The sequence below is a fragment of the Mucilaginibacter ginsenosidivorax genome (assembly GCF_007971525.1).
In the GTDB taxonomy this organism is placed as follows: Bacteria; Bacteroidota; Bacteroidia; order Sphingobacteriales; family Sphingobacteriaceae; genus Mucilaginibacter; species Mucilaginibacter ginsenosidivorax.
The window spans coordinates 694,246-715,480 of sequence record NZ_CP042437.1 but is presented as its reverse complement, the minus strand read 5'-3'; the positions used below and the strand labels follow the sequence as shown (position 1 = coordinate 715,480).

The 21,235-nt window shown below is 40.7% G+C and carries 18 protein-coding genes; 11 read left to right on the top strand and 7 right to left on the bottom strand.

Annotation, left to right across the window (positions count from 1 at the left end; genetic code table 11):
- Positions 1 to 222: 222 nt before the first annotated feature.
- Together FSB76_RS02985 and FSB76_RS02980 are read left to right on the top strand one after the other, a co-directional pair.
- Entirely contained in the window at positions 223 to 1,359 is a 1,137-nt protein-coding gene (locus FSB76_RS02985; RefSeq protein WP_147052116.1) for an FIST signal transduction protein, read from the top strand.
- Positions 1,360 to 1,362: 3 nt separating this feature from the next.
- Positions 1,363 to 2,895, top strand: coding sequence for an ATP-binding protein (locus FSB76_RS02980; protein ID WP_147052115.1), 1,533 nt, complete (start codon positions 1,363 to 1,365; stop codon positions 2,893 to 2,895).
- Positions 2,896 to 2,967: 72 nt separating this feature from the next.
- On the opposite strand, the gene FSB76_RS32670 is transcribed toward FSB76_RS02980, so the two are convergent.
- The gene (locus tag FSB76_RS32670; RefSeq protein ID WP_262713501.1) at positions 2,968 to 3,096 is read right to left on the bottom strand and encodes a hypothetical protein; all 129 of its coding nucleotides are present in this window, start codon (positions 3,094 to 3,096) and stop codon (positions 2,968 to 2,970) included.
- Between FSB76_RS32670 and FSB76_RS02975 the strand changes: the two genes are divergently transcribed.
- The 3 genes from FSB76_RS02975 to FSB76_RS02965 all read left to right on the top strand — a co-directional run bounded on the left by FSB76_RS02975 (position 3,095) and on the right by FSB76_RS02965 (position 7,966).
- Positions 3,095 to 4,705, top strand: a complete 1,611-nt coding sequence (locus FSB76_RS02975; RefSeq protein ID WP_147052114.1) for a CTP synthase — start codon at positions 3,095 to 3,097, stop codon at positions 4,703 to 4,705. The genes FSB76_RS32670 and FSB76_RS02975 overlap by 2 nt on opposite strands.
- A gap of 21 nt (positions 4,706 to 4,726) precedes the next feature.
- A complete protein-coding gene (gene yidC, locus FSB76_RS02970; protein WP_147052113.1) occupies positions 4,727 to 6,547 on the top strand; it encodes a membrane protein insertase YidC in 1,821 nt (606 codons plus the stop codon).
- 216 nt (positions 6,548 to 6,763) lie between these two features.
- A complete protein-coding gene (locus tag FSB76_RS02965) occupies positions 6,764 to 7,966 on the top strand; it encodes a sensor histidine kinase (RefSeq protein WP_147052112.1) in 1,203 nt (400 codons plus the stop codon).
- Positions 7,967 to 8,060: 94 nt separating this feature from the next.
- Here the strand turns inward: FSB76_RS02965 and FSB76_RS02960 are convergent, their stop codons facing one another.
- Together FSB76_RS02960 and FSB76_RS02955 are read right to left on the bottom strand one after the other, a co-directional pair.
- Positions 8,061 to 8,849: a hypothetical protein gene (locus FSB76_RS02960; protein ID WP_147052111.1), complete on the bottom strand. Its 789-nt coding sequence runs from the start codon at positions 8,847 to 8,849 to the stop codon at positions 8,061 to 8,063.
- Positions 8,850 to 8,931: 82 nt separating this feature from the next.
- Positions 8,932 to 9,948 (bottom strand): chitinase, encoded by a 1,017-nt coding sequence (locus tag FSB76_RS02955; protein ID WP_158642825.1) that lies wholly within the window; start codon positions 9,946 to 9,948, stop codon positions 8,932 to 8,934.
- Positions 9,949 to 10,130: 182 nt separating this feature from the next.
- Here FSB76_RS02955 and FSB76_RS02950 point away from each other — a divergent pair, with 182 nt between their 5' ends.
- From FSB76_RS02950 to FSB76_RS02940, 3 genes are all read left to right on the top strand, one after another.
- On the top strand, positions 10,131 to 10,679 hold the full coding sequence (locus FSB76_RS02950) for a cob(I)yrinic acid a,c-diamide adenosyltransferase (protein WP_147052109.1): 549 nt from the start codon (positions 10,131 to 10,133) through the stop codon (positions 10,677 to 10,679).
- 92 nt (positions 10,680 to 10,771) lie between these two features.
- Positions 10,772 to 10,993: a DUF2795 domain-containing protein gene (locus FSB76_RS02945; RefSeq protein ID WP_002996718.1), complete on the top strand. Its 222-nt coding sequence runs from the start codon at positions 10,772 to 10,774 to the stop codon at positions 10,991 to 10,993.
- 107 nt (positions 10,994 to 11,100) lie between these two features.
- Positions 11,101 to 11,247: a lmo0937 family membrane protein gene (locus tag FSB76_RS02940; protein WP_147052108.1), complete on the top strand. Its 147-nt coding sequence runs from the start codon at positions 11,101 to 11,103 to the stop codon at positions 11,245 to 11,247.
- Positions 11,248 to 11,276: 29 nt separating this feature from the next.
- Here FSB76_RS02940 and FSB76_RS02935 read toward each other — a convergent pair whose 3' ends face one another.
- A complete protein-coding gene (locus FSB76_RS02935; RefSeq protein WP_147052107.1) occupies positions 11,277 to 11,999 on the bottom strand; it encodes a 2-C-methyl-D-erythritol 4-phosphate cytidylyltransferase in 723 nt (240 codons plus the stop codon).
- 133 nt (positions 12,000 to 12,132) lie between these two features.
- The gene (gene queA, locus FSB76_RS02930; RefSeq protein WP_090652026.1) at positions 12,133 to 13,182 is read right to left on the bottom strand and encodes a tRNA preQ1(34) S-adenosylmethionine ribosyltransferase-isomerase QueA; all 1,050 of its coding nucleotides are present in this window, start codon (positions 13,180 to 13,182) and stop codon (positions 12,133 to 12,135) included.
- A 238-nt stretch (positions 13,183 to 13,420) separates the two neighbouring features.
- Between queA and FSB76_RS02925 the strand changes: the two genes are divergently transcribed.
- Positions 13,421 to 14,668: an ABC transporter permease gene (locus tag FSB76_RS02925; RefSeq protein WP_147052106.1), complete on the top strand. Its 1,248-nt coding sequence runs from the start codon at positions 13,421 to 13,423 to the stop codon at positions 14,666 to 14,668.
- Positions 14,669 to 14,676: 8 nt separating this feature from the next.
- Entirely contained in the window at positions 14,677 to 15,204 is a 528-nt protein-coding gene (locus FSB76_RS02920) for a DUF3347 domain-containing protein (protein WP_147052105.1), read from the top strand.
- A 12-nt stretch (positions 15,205 to 15,216) separates the two neighbouring features.
- Here FSB76_RS02920 and FSB76_RS02915 read toward each other — a convergent pair whose 3' ends face one another.
- Entirely contained in the window at positions 15,217 to 18,444 is a 3,228-nt protein-coding gene (locus FSB76_RS02915) for a PAS domain-containing hybrid sensor histidine kinase/response regulator (protein ID WP_147052104.1), read from the bottom strand.
- Positions 18,445 to 18,597: 153 nt separating this feature from the next.
- Between FSB76_RS02915 and FSB76_RS02910 the strand changes: the two genes are divergently transcribed.
- On the top strand, positions 18,598 to 19,884 hold the full coding sequence (locus FSB76_RS02910) for a citrate synthase (RefSeq protein ID WP_147052103.1): 1,287 nt from the start codon (positions 18,598 to 18,600) through the stop codon (positions 19,882 to 19,884).
- Between the two features lie 291 nt (positions 19,885 to 20,175).
- Here FSB76_RS02910 and FSB76_RS02905 read toward each other — a convergent pair whose 3' ends face one another.
- Complete coding sequence (locus tag FSB76_RS02905) at positions 20,176 to 21,198, bottom strand: SusE domain-containing protein (RefSeq protein ID WP_147052102.1); 1,023 nt, start codon at positions 21,196 to 21,198, stop codon at positions 20,176 to 20,178.
- Between the last annotated feature and the right edge of the window lie 37 nt (positions 21,199 to 21,235).

Genomic DNA, 21,235 nt, shown 5'->3' with positions numbered 1-21,235 from the left:
ATTATTGAATATAAAACGTAAAAGGGTCAAAGCCGATTTATTAAGCACCCTCAGCAACAGCGGGATAAACCGGTTTGGTTAACCATTAAGAAAGCAACATAATAATCAACAATTAATGAATTGCATCTTTTTAGTAAATCGTTTAAATATTTAATGTTTTTGGCATTATCGCTTTTTCTTTTGTTAAATTAACAGAATACTTCAGTATAAACCTTTTCAGTCATGAGAACCGCACAGCATCATTTTATTAATAATAAGTGGATCGATTTCAACGCCGATAATGCAATTAACCCGGCCAAATGCCAGCTTGTGCTTGTATTTGGCGCCGCCCAGTTAATTACCATGCCGGCAGTTTATGAGCATCTGCAAATGAAATATCCGGCTGCCCAAATTGTTTTTTCGTCAACCTCGGGCGAGATACTGGACAATGAGGTTTATGATGATAGTATTGTAGTTACTGCCATCGAGTTTGAAAAATCGGGCATAAGTTGTGCTACAACCCATGTAAGCAATCAAACCAGCAGCTTTGAAACCGGTGCTTACCTGATGTCGCAACTGGATAAAAATGGCTTGAAGTGTGTGTTCATTATTTCGGATGGTACATTTATCAATGGCAGCGACCTGGTGGCTGGTTTTAATAGCGATAACCTGGATAATGTACCGGTAACAGGTGGCCTGGCAGGCGATGCAGCCAGGTTTAACAGCACTTTTACCAGCCTTAACAGCATACCCGCGCAAGGTAATGTAACAGCTATAGGTTTTTATGGCGATGATTTAATTATCAGCCATGGCTCAAGCGGGGGATGGGACGAGTTTGGCCCGCAACGTACTATTACCCGGTCGGATAAAAACGTATTGTTTGAGATTGACAACAAAAGCGCGCTTGACTTATACAAGGAATATCTTGGAGAATATGTGAAAGAATTGCCGGGATCGGCCTTGTTATTTCCACTTTCATTAAGCATAGCAGGCTCTGATAAAAGGCTGGTACGTACAATTTTGAGTGTTAACGAGCATGAAAAATCCATGACCTTTGCCGGCAACCTGCCCGAAGGAAGCCATGTGAGGCTGATGAAAGCCAATTTTGATAAACTGATAGATGCATCGTCAGCCGCGGCAACAGATGCCTCGGATAGGGGTGCTTCCACCAACCTGGCTATTATGGTGAGCTGTGTAGGCCGTAAACTGGTACTTAACGAGCGTACCGACGAGGAATTAATGGCCGCCAAAGAAATTTTTGGCGATAAAACGGTTATTGCCGGCTTTTACTCCTATGGCGAGTTATCGCCGCTAAACAAAGGCTCAAACTGCGAACTGCACAACCAAACCATGACCATTACCACTTTTACCGAGAACTAATTTATGGATTACCATTACCTGTTAGCTAAGCAAATAAGAAAAATGCTGCCGGCCCAATACCTGCAGGATGACGCTATTTTGCAGTTTTTGAGCGCTGTAGATAATAGTTTTAAAAACTTTGACAAATCAATAAAGCTTGCCGATCATGCCTTTAACATCAGCGAACGCGAATACCTGGCCGCAACAGACGACCTTAAACAACAAAACGAGATCAAAAAAAGGTCGATAAAGCAATTAAAGGAAGCCATAAAAGCGCTTAACCCCGATGTTGAACTGAAAATTTCCGACTCGGACGATGACCTTATCCATATCATCAGCTTTTTGCAGGAACGTATAACCAAGGCCAAAGAGCTGGAAGTAGAACTTATTCAATCAAAAGAACTTGCCGAAAAAGCGGCCATGGCCAAAGCTCAGTTTCTGAGTATCATGAGTCATGAAATACGTACCCCTATGAACGCTGTAATAGGCTTTACGCATTTGCTTATACACCAGGATCCCAAGCCCGAGCAGAAAGAGTTTTTGGGATTTTTAAAGTTTTCGGCCGAAAATCTGTTGGTGCTGATTAATGATATATTGGATTTTAGTAAGATAGAGGCAGGTAAAATTGAGTTTGAACACGTTGATTTCAGTATTACCGATCTGATAAAAAACATCCGCTTATCGCTTTTGCAAAAGGCAAATGAAAAAAACATCCAGATAAAACTGATGATGGATCATGACCTGCCAAACGCCATTATTGGCGATCCGGTTAGGCTGGGGCAGATTTTAACCAACCTGATAAGTAATGCCGTTAAATTTACCGAAAAAGGAAAGGTTACTATAACTGCTACAATGGCCGGCAACGATGGCGATAAATCAATCATTGATTTTGAAGTTGCTGATACAGGTATAGGAATTATGCCCGATAAAATTGACCATATTTTTGATAGCTTTAGCCAGGCCAGTACCGATACTACCCGCAAATATGGAGGCACCGGGCTTGGGCTTACCATTACAAAACGCCTTTTGCAGTTGCTGGGTGCCGATATAAAAGTAAAAAGCGAAATTGGTACAGGCTCTGTTTTTAGCTTTAGCCTGGCATTTAAGAAGAGTAAAAGACACCTAAGCAGTACATCAGACAGCGACGAGTTTTACGCATTGAAAAGTTTGAAAGGCACCAGGTTGCTCATTGCCGAGGATAACCAGATTAACGTAATACTGGCCAAGCATTTTATGAAGCAATGGGATGTAGAGTGTGATGTGGCCGAGAATGGGGAAATTGCGCTGATGCTGGTACAAACCCGTGATTACGATATGGTGCTGATGGATTTACAGATGCCCGAGATGGATGGATACCAAACCACCACAGCAATACGTAACTTAGATGGTGAGAAATATAAAAACCTGCCTATCATAGCGCTTACTGCTTCGGCCATGCTGGATATACAGGATATGGCATTTACAGTAGGCATGAATGATTATGTGAGCAAGCCATTTAATCCTAACGAGCTTCACCGCAAAATAGCTTTGTACAGCGGGCATAATACAATAGTTTAGTTATTGTCATTTCATCGGTTTGTGTATTTTGTAATTATCTCAATTATAAAATGTTATAAATCTTGGTATTTATTAAATACCAAGCTCTTGTCGTTTTTTCTCAACAAGTACGCCAAAGCCTGAAAATTTTCTTACTTTTGTATCCCGTACACAAACATTTGGTTTCGGCATAAAACCGCAGCCATTTTTCAAAAAAATCATGACTAAATATATTTTTGTTACGGGTGGCGTTACCTCGTCTTTAGGGAAAGGTATTATCTCAGCCTCATTAGCCAAATTACTTCAATCGCGCGGTTATCGTGTCACAATCCAAAAGTTTGACCCCTATATCAATATCGATCCGGGAACGTTAAACCCTTACGAGCATGGCGAGTGCTACGTAACGGAGGATGGCGCCGAAACAGATTTAGATCTTGGTCATTACGAACGCTTTTTAAATACCCCAACATCAAAAGCCAATAACATTACTACCGGCCGTATTTATCAAAATGTGATTAATAAAGAGCGTGAAGGTGCTTTTTTAGGCAAAACAGTGCAGGTAGTGCCACATATTACTGACGAAATTAAACGCAATTTCCGCATCCTTGGCGAAAGCGGTGAATATGATATCGTGATAACCGAATTGGGTGGTACTGTGGGTGATATCGAATCGTTGCCATACATTGAGGCTGTTCGCCAGTTCAGGTGGGAAATAGGGTCTGGCAACTCATTGGTTATCCACCTTACTTTAGTTCCTTTTCTTGCAGCGGCAGGAGAGTTAAAGACAAAACCGACCCAGCACTCAGTAAAAATGTTGCTTGAATATGGTATTCAGCCAGATATTTTGGTTTGCCGTACCGAGCATCACCTGAATATGGATATCCGTAAAAAGATAGCGCTTTTTTGTAACGTAAATATCAACGCGGTAATTGAATCTATCGATGCATCAACCATTTACGATGTGCCTTTATTAATGCTGAAAGAGCAACTGGATAAAACCGTACTGACTAAGTTAAAACTATCACATAAAAACGAGCCAAGCCTCGAAAACTGGAAAGATTTCCTGGGCCGTTTAAAAAACCCTACCGCCGATGTGCGCATTGCCCTGGTTGGTAAATATGTAGAATTGCCGGATGCTTATAAATCCATCACCGAAGCGTTCATTCACGCGGGTGCTGCCAAAGAGTGTAAGGTAAGGGTTGAATATATACCATCAGAAAGCCTGACGCCCGAAAACGCTATCGACAAGCTTAAAGGCATGCACGGTGTGCTGGTTGCCCCTGGTTTTGGCGAACGCGGTTTTGAGGGTAAAATTGAAGCTATCCGCTATGTTCGCGAAAACAATATACCTTTCTTTGGTATTTGTTTGGGCATGCAGTGTGCGGTTGTGGAGTTTGGCCGTAACGTGTTGGGCCTTGAAAATGCCAACAGCACCGAGATGAACCCCGACACCAAACACCCCGTTATTGGTATGATGGAAGATCAGAAAACCATCACCAACAAAGGCGGTACCATGCGCCTGGGGGCCTACGCATGCGAACTGAAAAAGAATAGTAAAGCAGCTGTTATATATGGCAAAACCAGCATATCCGAAAGACATCGTCATCGTTATGAATTTAATAATACTTATTTAAAACAATACGAAGCAGCCGGTTTGATCCCATCTGGAATTAACCCCGAGAATAATTTGGTAGAGGTTGTAGAGTTAAAAAACCACCCGTTTTTTGTGGGCTCGCAATTTCATCCCGAATTAAAATCAACAGTTGCAAATCCGCACCCACTTTTTATTAACTTTGTCGCCGCTTCACTGGCTTATGCCCGTAAGAAATAAGTAATTGTACGATACAATATAATGGATAAAAATACTTTCACAGGATTATTCCTGATTATGGCCATCATAGCCGGCTCAATTTATTTTTTAAAGCCGAATGAAGCCGAATTGAAAAAAGAACGCCTGGTGCAACACCAGGATTCGGTAAAAAAGGGTTTGTTTAATAAAACAAACACGCCGGTAGCTGCTAAGTTTGATACCACTAAAGCCGCGGTTAAAACCGTTGCCGATTCTGCAACTTTAAAAAGCCCCTTCGGCGCGGCATCAGTAGGCAGCGAGAAGGTTATCACCATAGAAAACCAGGAATTAGTAGTTAAACTGAACACCAAAGGCGGTAAAGTAGCATCGGTTGAGTTAAAAAATTACAAAACCTTTGATAAAAAGCCGCTGGTACTGTTCAGTGGCGATAAAGATCATTTTGGTTTAAATTTTAACGTTGGTGCTAAAAACATCAATACCGACGAGTATTATTTTACCCCAAGCGGTACCGATTTAAAAGTAGCCGAAAAAGATTCAGCCTCCATTACCCTGCGTTTAAGCTATAGCCCAACGCAGTATATTGATTATGTATACAGCTTAAAAGGCACTGGCTTTAAATTAGGCCTTACCATTAAGCCAACCGGGCTTGATGGCGTTATGGCTAACAGCAGCAACCTTAACCTGAACTGGGCAGCCAGCCTGCACAAACAGGAAAAGGATATGAAACAGGAGCGCCAGTACTCTACCGTGTATTACTATAACACAGAGAACACTGTTGATTGGCTTAATGAAAACAAAGACGATCAGAAAGAGATAAGCGATAAAAAGAATGTTTGGGTTTCTTTCAAACAACACTTCTTTTCAAGTACACTTGTTGCTGCCAATGGTATCAGTAAATCAAATATGGCTGTAATAACGGACGTAGCCGATACAACTGACGTTAAACAAATGAAAGCCGACCTTACATTGGTACGTAGTACCGATGGTAGCGTGCCTCTGGAGTTTTATTTTAGCCCCAATCGTTATTCAACGCTGAAAGATCAGGGCCATGATTTGCAAAAATTGGTTTACTTAGGCTTTAGCCCATTAAAATACATTAACCAGTTTGCAGTATTACCGCTGTTTAACTTACTGAACCAATTTAACTGGAATTACGGTTTAATTATCCTAATTCTTACCATCGCTTTAAAACTGGTATTGTCGCCGCTTACCTATAAGTCGTACTTATCGATGGCTAAAATGCGTGTGTTGAAGCCCGAGATGGATGAAATTAAAGCGAAAGTAGGAGAGGATAATCCAACACTTTTACAGCAGGAATACCTGAAGCTATATAAAAAGGCGGGGGTAAATCCATTAGGCGGATGTTTACCATTGTTAATACAAATGCCTATCGTTATTGCTTTCTTCAAGTTTTTCCCAAGTTTATTTGAACTTCGGGGCCAAAGTTTTTTGTGGATGCATGACTTATCAACTTACGATGCTGTAATTAAATTTGCGCCTATTATGGGTGCCGATCACATTAGTTTGATGTGTTTGCTGATGACGATTTCTACGTTGATATACACCTATTTCAATAACCAGATTTCGGGTGCCACCGGACAGATGAAATACATCGGGTACATTACGCCGCTTATATTCTTATTTACCCTGAATAACTACCCGGCAGGTTTAAATTATTACTACTTTTTGGCCAACATGCTTACCTTTTTACAACAATACCTGATTAAGTTCATGGTTGACGATAAAAAGATTCATGCCCAAATTCAGGAAAACAAAAAGAAACCCGAGGAAAAGAAAAAGAAATCAGGTTTCCAGGCCCGTATGGAAGAAATGATGAAAGCCCAACAACAAGCTAAGAAATAGGTTTTGAACAAAAGCTTTAAACTATCAGATATCCCGGAAGGTTCGCCTTTCGGGATATTTTGCTTTTGATACTTGCGAAACGGCGATTTTGCAAATGCAAAGTCTGCAGTTGGTTATCGCATATCCTAATGAGTTGTAATTTTTATGATACAAATATCTCTTAATTGCCATAACATTTCTTTAACTTAGAAGCTGTTTTGTTATCGGTAAAATTTAATGATAAAACCTCCAGTTCCGGAAAACGAAAATGAGCGCCTTGCCGCTTTAAACTCCTACCAAATTCTGGATACTTTGCCCGAACAGGGTTTTGACGAAATAACGCTCATTGCATCTGAAATTTGTCAAACACCTATTTCGCTGGTTAGCTTAATTGATGACGACAGGCAATGGTTTAAATCAAATAAAGGGCTTGAAGTTACTCAAACACCTAAAGAGCTTGCATTTTGCGCCCATGCTATTTTGGAGCCTGAAAAAGTAATGGTTGTTCCCGATGCGCAAATTGATGAACGATTTGCCGATAATCCACTGGTAACAGGTACCCCACAGGTTGTTTTTTATACCGGCGTGCCGCTAATTAATCCGGATGGTTATGCCTTGGGTACCCTTTGCGTTATTGATCATAAAGCCCGCCAGCTTAATAATGCCCAAATACTTGCCCTTAAAGCGCTTGCTAACCAGGTGGTGGCACAACTTGAACTTAAAAAGAAAGTTAACGAGCTTAATGCGGTCCGGCTCCAACTCGAGGAATCAAATCAATATCTTGAAAAATTTGCTATAATGGCAGCTCATGATATCCGCAATCCGCTCACCAATATTTTGCTCACCGGCCAGGTGTTAAAAGATAGGTTTAAAGATAAGCTTGATGAAAAAGGGAACAAATTCCTGGATATCATTAATGCATCATCCTATAAATTAATCTCGTTGTTGGAAAAGATGCTCGATTATTCAAAATCGAGCAAAGTGCTGATGCAAAACAGGGAGGAGGTTGAGGTAATGCAGTTGTTAAATGATGTACTTAAACTGGTAAACCTGCCAGTTGCATTTACCATTAACATATTATCGCGGCCTATTAAAATTATAACGTCGGTTGTTGCATTTGAGCAAATCATGACTAACCTGCTCAATAACGCTATCCGTTATAACAACAAGTCGGCTGGGGTTATACAAATTGAATTTACTGCCGATAACTGGTTTTACACTTTTACTATTACCGATAACGGCATAGGTATTGCCCCGGAAAACCATACCAAAATATTTGAACCCATGACCACACTGGGCACCAAGGATAGGTTTGATACCCAAGGCTCGGGTGTAGGTTTAAGTACCGTAAAAAGCTTGGTTGAGGCATTAGGGGGTACCGTAAAGGTGAGCTCGGTTGTCGGTGAGTTTACGGCGTTTACTTTTACACTGAAAAGGTAGGGTTGAGTCAAAAGTTCTGAGTCTTGAGTCATGAGTTGACTTTTGGGCTTTGAACTAAGGCCTTTCATTGTTTCAGGATTAACATAACAGTAGGTTACTTCCACCATTCGCCCTTTTCTGTCTTTAAAGCCATCTTTGAATTCGGTTTGTTCCCAACATAAGCATCCCTTACAGATTGCCATCCATATTTCAAGTATTTATTGTTGGGGCTAAATTCGCCCGCCCCTATATCTAAATCGCCACAATTTGGTACCCGAAAGTCGCCCCAGTTGCATCGTTGTATAAAGTTACTATTGTACATTTTCCAGTTTCCCGTAAACTCATTATTGGTATAGCCGTCGGCATCTAAATCAATATCATCGTAAATAATATTGTTACTCCTATCCAAATAGAAAGACGTTTTAAAGTTTCCTTCAAATATACCGGAGTGAGGTTGTCCTTTGGTTTCTGCAAAAATGTAATTTCCTTTTATTACAAACTGGCCTTTTATGCCTTTGTTTTTATATCTGTCATCGACTCCGTAGGAGATATTTTCAAGTTTAGATACATTGATTATAGCTATGGTTCCTTTAAAGTCACAAATATTGGTTTTAACCATCGATTTACCTGCTACAGTATAAATGTTAGTCCCCGGCATCTTTTTAACCGATATAAATTTAACACGTATACGTTGGTATTGATCGCCTATAAAGCCATAAATGCAGTCGTTTGTAGTTTTTGTCCACAATTTGGCAAAGTCCCGGCTAGTAAATTGCTGGTCAAGATTTGCTTTAATAGTCGCTATGTCTGGTAATGTTGTTCCTTTAGCCGGTTTGGCGTTGTTTTGAGCAAAACCACAATGAACAGTCACCATCAGCCAGAAAAATAAAGTAAGTTTTTTCATAACCTAAATATAAGATTATGAAGCTATATGATAGCTAAGTTTATTGCGGTTGCTGTATGCTGAAAAGTAGTTAGTGGTTGCTTTAATATTTATATGGCTTCATTGTAGCGCATGAACAGGCGCAATTTACATCGGTGATGCCGAGCTTCTTTAAAAAGAACTGGTAAAAACCAATACGATCTGTCATTCCGAAGTTATCGCCTTTGCCACATTCCACATCGCCGTTAACAATATTGATAGTCATGCCAAAGCCGGGAGTAGTACGGCCATTTGCCTTATCATTAGCGGTTGGTTGCCATTTGCCGGTCATAACATCATGGGCCGATGGCTTATGGGTTTCGGGTGTCATCCAAAAATATATGGCAGCTTTAAAAGCTATCACCGCATCTTGTTCTACCAGTTCGGGGGTGTTGAGCAAGATTTTTGAGTTGCCAAAAATAATGTTCGAAGCAAAACCGTAGTTTCCGTTATAACTTAATTGCATAGGACCACGGCCATAATATTTTTTGCCTTTAACGGCGGGATATTCGTCGCTGTCGGATACATACACATTTGATGTGTTGTCTTCATGTATCAGCATTAATCCGTCGGTATAGCTACCGTTCATGCCGTGCCGGGTTTCGTGGGCTATTTGTGCAAAAAAAGCTGCCAGTTCTTTTTTGTTGACATCGGCTGCCGAGGCAGTGCAAAAGTCGCCATAGTCAACAGTAAACACGCTGTCGGGTTTCTTTTTGGCCCATTCTTCATTCCAATCGGCGTCCTGGCGTGCCACAGAATCTTTACCGTTTTTTTTGTTGGTGCGTATAAATTGATAAACAGACACCGCACGGCGGGATATTTTTACTTTAACCTGCCCTAATTCATTTGCCGCTTTAATAAAAGCGGCGTAGGTATAAAATTTATCGCGCTGCGGAAAAAGATCATTAAACTGCTTTTCGGTAAGTATGCTGCTGATGGATGCCTTAGGCGCAGTTGCAGTTATTGCGGTAGTATCCTGAGTTTTTTTATCCCCGGTACTGCCGCCGCAGCTAACAGATGATATAACCAGTGTGCTGGCAGCAAGGAACAATAGCTTAGATGATAATATGATCGATTTCATGACTTTCATTAAATAACGGTTTTGACTATATTATAGGTGCAAGTTTAATGCTATCATTTTATAAAAGCATTTTATATGTAAAAATTGCGCAAAAGTGTTGTGTTATAATGTTGGAATTGCGCTATTTGTTTCTGGTAAAAGTGATATATTCACTTAGGCCGAAATGAGTACAAAAAGAATTCATGAAAATATATACTAAAACAGGAGATAAAGGGTTTACATCATTGATAGGCGGTACCCGGGTAGCTAAATACCACCTGCGGATTGAAAGCTATGGAACTGTTGATGAGCTAAACTCGTACATAGGCCTTATTCGCGATCAGGATATTGCTGAACATGATAAGGACATATTGAAGCAGATACAGGACAGGTTGTTTACTATAGGCTCCTCTTTGGCGGCAGACCCCGAAAAGTCAAAAATGGTGATACCTGATTTGCATATGGAAGATGTGGAACTGCTTGAGCAAGAAATGGACAGCATGAATGAGCAATTGCCCCAGCTGCGTCATTTTATTTTACCTGGTGGCAGTAATGCCATTTCGTTTTGCCATATTGCAAGATGTATATGCAGGCGCGCCGAGCGGATAACCGTTGAACTGGCCACCGGGAGTACCGTAGACGAAAAAGTGAATATTTACCTGAACCGGTTGAGCGATTACCTGTTCACATTGGCCCGTAAAATTGGATATGATAATAAAGTGCCTGAAAATCAATGGATACCGAGAATTTGATAATGTGAAAAAAAATATTGATATTCCACTTAAAAATATTATAGTTTTGCGAAAAAGTTAATTTACTGATAAATTATAAAATATAGAGAAATATGTATTGGACACTTGAACTTGCATCGCATCTTGAAGATGCCCCATGGCCCGCAACAAAAGATGAATTAATTGATTATGCTATCCGTTCCGGAGCTCCTGTTGAGGTGATTGAAAACCTGCAGGCATTGGAAGATGATGGTGAACCGTACGAAAATATAGAAGAGATATGGCCGGATTACCCGACCAAAGATGATTTCTTTTTTAACGAAGACGAATACTAATCAGCATAAAAAAGCCTCATTTCAGGGGCTTTTTTATTTAGACTGCATTTTTGGAATGATTTTAGTAATAAGCTTAACACATTTATCACTTTAAAAAACATACAAAAATGAGAGGCTTATTGTACATTATCGCGGTTATCCTGGTATTAGGATGGCTATTCGGCTTTTTCTTCGGACATGCAGGAAATTTAATTCACATACTTTTGGTAATAGCCATTATCGCTTTACTATTAGGCGTAATCAGGCGGGCCTAATTAACCTGCATAAATAAAAAGCCACCGGACTATACGGTGGCTTTTTTGCGTAAAAGTAATTCTGCAATCGCTATGTCTTCAGGAAAAGTAATTTTGATGTTTTCATGACTACCTTCGGTAAGTTGGATATCAATACCGGTTTGCTCAACAACGCTGGCATCATCAGTAAAATTAGGGCTGAAGGCCTGTTCATAAGCTTTTCTTAATAAACCGGCTTTAAAGGTTTGAGGCGTTTGTACCAGGTAAATTTCATCCCGTAATAAACTTACCGATTTATCGGTAGTACCACGCCTTACCGAATCGCGGCTTTTAACGGCGGTTACCGCGTTACCGTGTTCGCCGGCGTGATTGTATGATGTTTGGATAACAAAGGCGCTGGTAAGCGGCCGAACGGCGTCATGCACGGCTATTAAAGTCTGCTCATCACCATGAATACTATTCAAACCATTTTTTACCGAATGAAAGCGGGTTTCGCCACCGGCAACCAGCAGGTGAGGGATGCTGAAACTATGTTTTTTGCACAGCTGATGCCAGTATTCATGAAAATCTGGATGAAGCACAAGTACGATATCGAGATTAACGCCGGAATTGTGAAATGCCAGCATGGTATGCATTAATACAGGCAGGCCGTTAATCAAAAGAAATTGTTTTGGCACCGCCGCCTGCATACGGGTACCCGAGCCGCCGGCTACTATAATAACATGCTTAGATTTGAGATTTGAGATATGAGATTTGAGATTAGCTTCGGTCATCGGTGCATGCTTAGGATGTGGGGCTCTGAAGCAAGTTCAGGGCGACATGAATTTTTATTATCAAATCTAAAACAAAAAAAATGAGATATGAGCTTTAGTCCCATATCTCATATCTAAAATCTCAGATCTAAACTTATATAATCAGCATGGCATCGCCATAACTGTAGAAGCGATATTTTTCTTTAACGGCAACTTCATAAGCGTTCATCACGTGCTCGTAACCGCCAAATGCCGATACCATCATCAACAGGGTTGATTCTGGTGTGTGGAAGTTGGTGATCATGGAGTTTGCGATGCTAAAATCGTACGGAGGAAAAATGAATTTGCTGGTCCAATCGTTGGCAGCTTTCAATGTTTTACCCGCAGATACTGCCGATTCGATGGCACGCATAGAGGTGGTACCAACAGCGCATATACGTGCCTTGCGCTCAATACCGCGGTTTACAATATCGGCTTGTTTTTGCTCGATAATAAACTGCTCCGAATCCATTTTGTGTTTGGTTAAATCCTCAACCTCAACCGGGCGGAAAGTTCCTAAACCTACATGCAGCGTAACCTCGGCAAAATCAACACCTTTTAGTTCGAGGCGTTTCATTAACTCGCGGCTAAAATGCAAACCGGCAGTAGGGGCTGCAACAGCGCCTTCGTGTTTGGCAAAAATAGTTTGGTAACGTTCTTTATCTTCGGCAGTAGCTTTACGCTTAATGTATTTTGGCAGCGGTGTTTCGCCCAGGATCTCCACATTACGGCGGAATTCCTCGTCGGTACCATCAAACAAAAAGCGAATGGTACGGCCACGTGAGGTGGTATTGTCAACAACTTCGGCAATCAACAAATCATCATCGCCAAAATATAATTTATTGCCTACACGTATTTTGCGGGCCGGGTCAACAAGAACATCCCATAAGCGTAGTTCTTTGTTTAATTCGCGTAATAAAAAAACTTCAATAGTAGCGCCTGTTTTTTCTTTATTTCCATACAAACGGGCAGGGAATACTTTAGTATTGTTAAGGATCATGACATCCTTATCATCAAAATAGTCAAGTACGTCTTTAAATATTTTATGCTCAATTTTGCCAGAATCCTTGTGTAATACCATTAAACGGGCTTCGTCGCGGGTAGCTGATGGATTGTGTGCAATTAACGACTCTGGTAAATTGAATTTAAATTGAGATAATTTCATGTTTGTGTATATGAATTTTCAGGGCGCAAATGTATGAATTTTTTTGTTAAATTCACGGATTTTTTTAAGGGTCTTGTTATTTTATAAACCTTTAAGTTTAATATTAAAATGCTGTAACTTAAACGCAGCAATACCGTCTAAAAATCAAAAACATTCAACCGGGTAAAATCTGTGCTTTTTGGTTTTTGCTACGGTACAAATGCAGTAAGGTTAACCATTGAAACCAAAATAAGTTTATATGCTGTTTTTAAAACTTTTCGGGGAAAGCTTTTTGTTTGCTTTTGATGCGCTAAAACAAAACAAAACCCGCACAACGCTTTCGTTATTAGGGGTAACCATAGGCATTTTTACCATTATAGCTGTATTTTCGGCTGTTGATACCCTGCGAAATAACCTGCAAAGCAGCGTTAATAAGCTGGGCAACAATAGTATTTATGTTGAAAAATGGCCATGGGTAGGAGGTAGCGATTTTCCATGGTGGAAATACCTGCAAAGGCCGGTTGCAAAACTTAAGGATTTTAATGAACTATCCCGCCGTAGCCAAACCGCCAAGGCATTATCTTACGAAATTAGCATTGATAACCGCACCATTAAATATAAAAGCAATACGGTTGATGGGGCGCAAATAGATGCAGCGTCACAAGATCATAATAAAACCTGGAATTTTGATTTTGCCGAAGGCAGGTATTTTACCGATATGGAATCAAAAACCGGCGCGCCCATAACCGATATTGGATTTGATATAGCCCAAAATCTTTTCCCGGCAGGCGATGCAGTAGGTAAGCAGATAAAAGTAATGGGGCGTTATGTTACGGTTGTTGGCGTATTTTCAAAACAGGGAAAAGATATGCTGGGCATATCAACTGATAAGGAGGTGCTTTTGCCGTTAAACTTTGCTCATAACCTGATAGATATCCAGGCCGAAAATTATCACCCGTCAATTATTGTGCGCGGTAAGGATGGTATCCCCACTGATGATGTTGAAAGCGAGATCAGGGGCCTGATGCGTTCAATAAGGAGTTTAAGGCCTGGGGTTGAAGACAACTTTGCGCTTAACCGCACAACCATGTTAACCCAGCAGTTAGATAGCGTTTTTAAAGTTTTAAATACCGGGGGGGCCATAATAGGTTTGTTTTCAATGCTGGTTGGTGGTTTTGGTATAGCTAACATTATGTTTGTATCGGTAAAAGAGCGTACCAATATTATAGGCATTCAAAAATCGCTGGGTGCTAAAAACTATTTCATATTATTACAGTTTTTAATTGAATCTGTATCGCTTTGCCTCATGGGAGGGTTAATAGGCCTGTTATTTGTGTATTTTTTAACATTTGGTATTAAAGCTGTATTTGATGTGCAGGTGGTACTAGGGGCTTCAAATATTATAACTGGGTTAAGCTTCTCGTTGATAACCGGTGTTTTATCCGGGATTATTCCGGCCTATTTTGCATCTATCCTTGACCCTGTGGAAGCGATACGGACTAACTAACTTAATAAATGAAAATTGTAAACCGTATTTCTGTTCTTGCCACGCTGGCGGCCATATCGGCATGTAGCCAACCTGCAAAGCAGCGGGAGCTTGCTAAAACCGATGCCGCCGCTGTAAAAGTAGTAGATGCAAAAATTGCGGATACTGCTAATACGACCCATGTTTTTTCTGCTTATATCGCGCTTAAAGACCAGTTCCTGAAATCGGATGTAGCCCGGATTAAGGCAGCGGCTTCGGCACTTGAAAATAAACTTATAGGTATTAAAGGCTGCTCGGAAACGGCTACCCTGGCCCGGAAAATTGTTACAACCGATGATATCAAAGATCAGCGGGCTGCATTTTTAACCTTAAGTAATGATGTAATTGCCCTGGTAAAAGGGAGTAAAATAAAAACTGCCGCTATTTATGTTGATTATTGCCCTATGGCTGATAGCGGTAACGGTGGCTACTGGCTTTCGTTAGATAAAAAAATACAAAATCCTTATTTCCCGGAACAGATGAAAGAGTGCGGATCTGTTAAGGAAAAGATGAATTAACAGCTTCTTTATTTACTGATTGACGTTAACTGCCGGGTGGTAATATTTTGCTGCTTTTTCAAATAAAGCTTCGGGTGCAAAAGGTTTGGTAAGGTAATCGCTCATGCCAGCTTCAAGCGCCTTGTTATAAGTTTCCGGCATTGCATCTGCCGTTAGGGCAATGATAGGCATATGCGGATGCAACTTTTTGATAATAGCCGTAGCTTCAAACCCATCCATTACCGGCATCTGCAAATCCATAATAATTAGGTTGTATTTGTTGTTGTTTACCATGTTTACAGCTATTTCGCCGTTTAATGCTTCATCGGCACTGGCATTCCATTTCCTCAAAAAGCGCGTGGCAATCATCAGGTTCATCTTATTGTCATCAACCACCAATATGTTCATCCCGGTAAGGCTAAATGTAAGGCCGGCCACGGCTGGTGTCACCGCTTGATGGCCGATGGTTTTTGGAGCTATATTAAAGGCAATGGCGAATATAAAGGATGTACCTTTACCCAGTTCGCTTGTAACAGATATGGTGCTGTTGTGCAGCTCAACCAGGCGTTTGGTAATGGCCAGGCCCAGGCCGGTACCCCCATAATCGTTATTAATTACCTGCTTATCCTGCATAAACGGATCAAAAACAATATCAAAGCTGTCAGGACTGATGCCTATCCCGGTATCGGTTACGGTAAACTTAACGGTAACTACCGTATTACTTATCATTTCTTTTTCCAGCTTAATGCTAACACCGCCAATATGGGTAAATTTTACAGCATTGCTTACCAGGTTGTTTAATACCTGGCTTAAGCGCATGTTGTCGCCGGTTACCATTTCTGGTATACTCTCGTCAATTACAACATCCAGGGATAAGTGCTTTTCGGCAACCCGGGGATGAAAAGATTGCTTTATTTTATGGATAAGTTGATGGAGGTTGAACGGCGATTTGTTAAGCTCAAGTTTGCCTGCCTCAATTTTATTGTAATCTAAAATATCATTGATGATGGCCAGCAAGTTCTCGCCCGAGAATTTTAGTGTGTTCAGGTACTCCAGTTGTTCGGGCCGTGGATTTTCTGAGAGCAATAAATTGGTAGTGCCAATAACCGCATTCATCGGGGTGCGTATCTCATGACTCATGATCGATAAAAACTCCGATTTGAATTTTGATGCTTTCTCGGCTACTTCTTTAGCCCAGATCAACTCCTGTCGTGCTTTTTGTTGTTCGGTTATGTCTTCGCCTATGCTGGTGGTTTCTCTCAGGTCGCCGTTTTCGTCAAGAATAATAGTGTTTTGCCAGCTCATCACCCTTTCCTCGCCGTTTCGGCAAATAATAGGGTTAATAAAATGGGCTTCAACAGCATTGTTTTTAAACCAGTTGTGCATGAAGTTTTTTAAATCGTGCGGTATAAAATTATCCATCCAGTTCATACCAACAATTTCAGCCTGTGAGTAACCAAGCAGTTTGGTAAGGTATTTATTGCAAAAAATCACGTTGCCGTTTTTATCTAAAGTAACTGCCGCCAGGTTGATGGTTTCCAAAACCAACTTGTATTTGCTTTCCGATTGCCGGTAATCCAATTCGGCTTGTTTGCGTTCGGTTACATCCTGTAGTGTGCCAATGATTTTACGGATGCTGCCATCGTCGCGCTTCATTAACTTACCTATAATTACACTTAGGTATTTTATATTACCATTGGGTGTAATTATGCGATACTCTTGCGATATATCTTTTAAATTTTCGGGTTTTCTGAGTAATTGTTTTAAAACATGCCTGTCATTTGGATGAACATACTTTAATAACAGGCTCATCTGTTTTACCCCGAGCAGGTCAGGGGCCGAAACTTCGTGGATAATATTCAATTCCTCCGACCAGCTAAGCAGGTTTGTAGCCAGGTTCCATTTCCAGTTACCTATTTTAGCTATGGTTTGGGCCTCCATCAGTTCAACCTGACTAACTTTTACCGCTTTTTCGGACAATTTGGCTTCGGTTATATCCTGTAATACTCCAAAAATTCTTTTGCTGCTGCCATCATCGGCCTGCAACAGGTTACCACGAATTATTTTGATGTATTTTAACGTGCCTTTTGGTGTAATAAACTTGTGTTCAAACTGTGCCAACGTTGTGTGATGAACACTCGAAAGGTAAGCTTCAGCATTTTTGCGATCATCGGGGTGAATGAGACTGATATAATAATGAAATTTGCTGATGTTGGCAGGGATGCTTTCAATTTCGAGCAGGCTGAACAAATTGTCCGACCAATAGGTTTCGGCTGTAATGCTGTCATACCACCAGTTACCGGTTTTTGATATAGCCTGCGCCTCAAGTAGTAGTGCCTCGTTGGCTTTTAATGCATCTGCGTTTTTCTTTTGCTCAGATATATCAATCAATGCGGCAGATATTCGGCCTGTATAATTTCCATTACGATCATAAATAGGCATCATATTACACCTAAACCATTGGTTTGTACCGTAATCAGACACAAATTCAATAGACATAGGTAAACGGTTTGCTATCACGTAATCAAGGCAATCAATATACTTTTTTGCCCTGTCTGGTGGTAGTGCCTCCTCAAGTCGTTTGCCAAGGAGTGCTTTAGGATCGGCCGAGCGTTCAATAAGTTCGTTATACCAAACGTTAAGGCAAAGCCTGGTTTCATCAAACTCAAATACCATATCGTTAAATGAGCCGATAAGCGAGTGAAGGTTATTATTCAGATTAACCATTTTATCTACCGCGTTTTTTAGCCTGTATTGATAGGCCTTAACAACAAGAAAAGATACATAAGCTATAATGGTAAAAATGATAATAAGCACCACCAGAACTGGCAGGGAAATATTTAGCTGCGGGGCATTAATATACGCGGCTATAATTGCCAGCAGGTTAAGCCCGCATATAACAACAAACTCCCAGCCTTTTTTACAAAACAAAGTAAGGGCTATAAATATGGTGATAGAACTAAAAAGATACGCGTGCTCAAACCCGTTTATGCTTAGTAAAAAGTAGTTGTTAATGATCAGGAAGGAAAAAATTGTGACGTAAGTACTTACCGTATAAATGGTTTTGTTGGTGACAAAAGATAAACCAAGGGATATAATACACAAAAAACTATTAATAAACCTCAACCAAATAGGATCATATGAGTTATAATAACAAAGGTAGTGTAGTGATGGGCTTGCAATAAATAAGCCGATAAGCAATAACCGGTAAATTGTTTCGTCGTTTTGGATTATTAATACTGTTTTAACTTTCAACGACATTAACAAATACTTTTTAATGATTCAGGACAATATTACTTAACAAAAGAAGGGTAATTTAATAATTTTGCAGTTAAAAATTTACAAATAGTAAATTATCTTAGCGGGTATTAATACGCAGATTTAATTACATTTGTTGCAGATACAAAAATTTCTATGTCGGAAACAGCACAGCTAAAAATTGGTGATAAAACATTTGAACTCCCGGTAATTGAGGGTACAGAAGGCGAAAAAGCGATAGATATTTCAAAACTAAGAGATCAAAGCGGTTACGTAACGCTGGATATCGGCTACAAAAACACAGGTGCTACCAAAAGCGCTATTACTTTTTTGGATGGCGAAAAAGGCATCCTTAAATATCGTGGCTACTCTATTGAGCAGTTGGCCGAAAATGCCAGTTTTATTGAGGTAGCTTACCTTCTGATATACGGCGAATTACCAAAAGAACAGGAGTTGGCCGATTTTCAATATCAGATAAGCCGCCATACCCTGGTTCATGAGGATATGAAAAAGTTTTTTGATGGCTTTCCGTCAAAATCACATCCTATGGGCCAGTTGTCGTCGTTAATTGGTGCATTGGCTGCTTTTAACCCCGAATCATTGAAGCCCGGTTTATCTGCCGGGGAAGTGAACCTGGAGATTATGAAACTGCTGGCAAAAATGAGCACAGTAGTATCATGGATTTACAAAAAGTCATTAGGCCACCCGGTTGTGTATCCTCAAAACAAATACGACTACGTTACAAACTTCCTGTACATGACGTTTGCCGAGCGTACAGAAGATTATAAAGTTGACAGGGTAGTGGTAGACGTAATGAACAAATTACTAATACTACATGCCGATCACGAGCAAAACTGCTCAACGTCAACAGTTCGTATCGTAGGTTCATCAGATGCTAATTTATATGCCTCTATTTCGGCAGGTATTTCTGCACTGTGGGGCCCGCTGCATGGTGGCGCCAACCAGGCCGTGATAGAAATGCTGGAGAAAATTAAAAATGATGGGGGAGATACCGATAAATGGATAGCCAAGGCAAAAGATAAAAACGATCCTTTCCGTTTAATGGGCTTTGGCCACCGGGTGTATAAAAATTTCGACCCGAGGGCTAAGATCATTAAGAAAGCCTGTGATGATATATTAGAAAAATTAGGCATCAATGACGAGGTACTGGAGATAGCCAAAAAACTGGAAGAAGTTGCCCTGAAAGATCCATATTTTGTTGAGCGCAAGTTATACCCTAACGTTGATTTTTACTCGGGCATTATTTACCGGGCATTAGGTTTCCCAACAGAAATGTTTACCGTGCTGTTTGCCCTTGGACGCTTACCAGGCTGGATAGCCCAATGGAAAGAGATGAAAGCCAACAAAGAACCCATTGGCCGCCCGCGACAGATTTATACAGGCGATACCGACAGAGAGTATAAGGATATAAAAGAACGGTAGTTATTTTGGTTCACTGGTTCATTAGTTCATTGGTCTGCTTGTTTAGACCGGCGGCTTATGATAAATCAATAAAAAAAAGCGATTGGTAGCCCCAATCGCTTTTTTTGTGCAGTCAAATTCGCCCGCAGATCGTGCCAATGAACTCCCAGCTGTCGCTTTTTTTACGCAGCCAACTTCCCTCAGACAGGCACCAATGAACTAATGAACCAGTGAACCAATAAACTAAGAAAAAAAGACCCGCTGGTTTTCACCGGGCGGGCCTTTCAAATCAATCAACCGTAAATAAGTATCTTATAGTTTTGTAATGGTATAAGTATTTGCGTTGGCATCAAGTACTATTTTGTAGTTGCCGCTTGCAGCCACATCAATGTTTGGACCGTTTTGGGTAAGGCCGGAAGTTGGGCCACCAAGATTAACATCCCAACCATGATTAAACCTGAATTTGAACTGTTTACCACCAACAAGGGCAACGGTAACAACATAAGTTTTTGTTCCTGCATCATAGGTCATATCGGTATCATCGCTCCAGCCGCCTGGTGTAGCATCGCCAATAACAGCCCATATTTGTTTGGTAGCGGTAAACGTCATTTTATCTGCGTTCAAGTCAAGATGCAGGGCATATAAACCGGCCGACGGAACAGATAAGTTGCCACCAGAGGTACTCACCTTGCCACTGCCCGCATCGCCATAGGCTACATCCCATGTTTTTTTAGGTGTAATTTTAAACTCAAGATTACCTGGGGTGAAAGCTATAAAGCCATCGTAAATATTATCGCTGTTTGGCGATTTTAAGCTATCGGCGGTTGCCGGGCTCCATCCCTGGTAAGCACCGGGTACATATACGTAGCTGGCAAGTTTGTAAGGCTTTACCGTTAATGTAAGCACGTTTGTGTACGATATTGAGTTAGCTGCAATAGCAGATTTAACGCGCACTTCCAGATCGGTAGTGTTATCATAAGATAGTGCCATAGTAAGCAATATTGCGTTTAAACTGCCAACGGTGTATGACTGCGTAGTTCCGCTTAAAGCAACCTCAGTTAGCTTGGTTGATTTAAAACTGCCGCCTTTTACATCCATTTGCAGGGTGTAGCTTACTTTTGCACTATACCCTGTAACCGAAGTGGCGGGCCATGAAAAAGTAACTGCAACATCAGTTGCATGATCTTTTGACAACACAGGAGCGGTAGATGTAGCCGCTAATGTACCTGCCTTACCAACGTTTGCAACAACCCTTGTTTCATCCTTTTTACAGGATGGCAGCAATAATAGCCCGAGGCTGCTTATCGCTAAAATTTTGGTTAAAAGTCTTTTCATTTTTCTCTTTTAATCTGTTTGATAATGTTTTATAAAG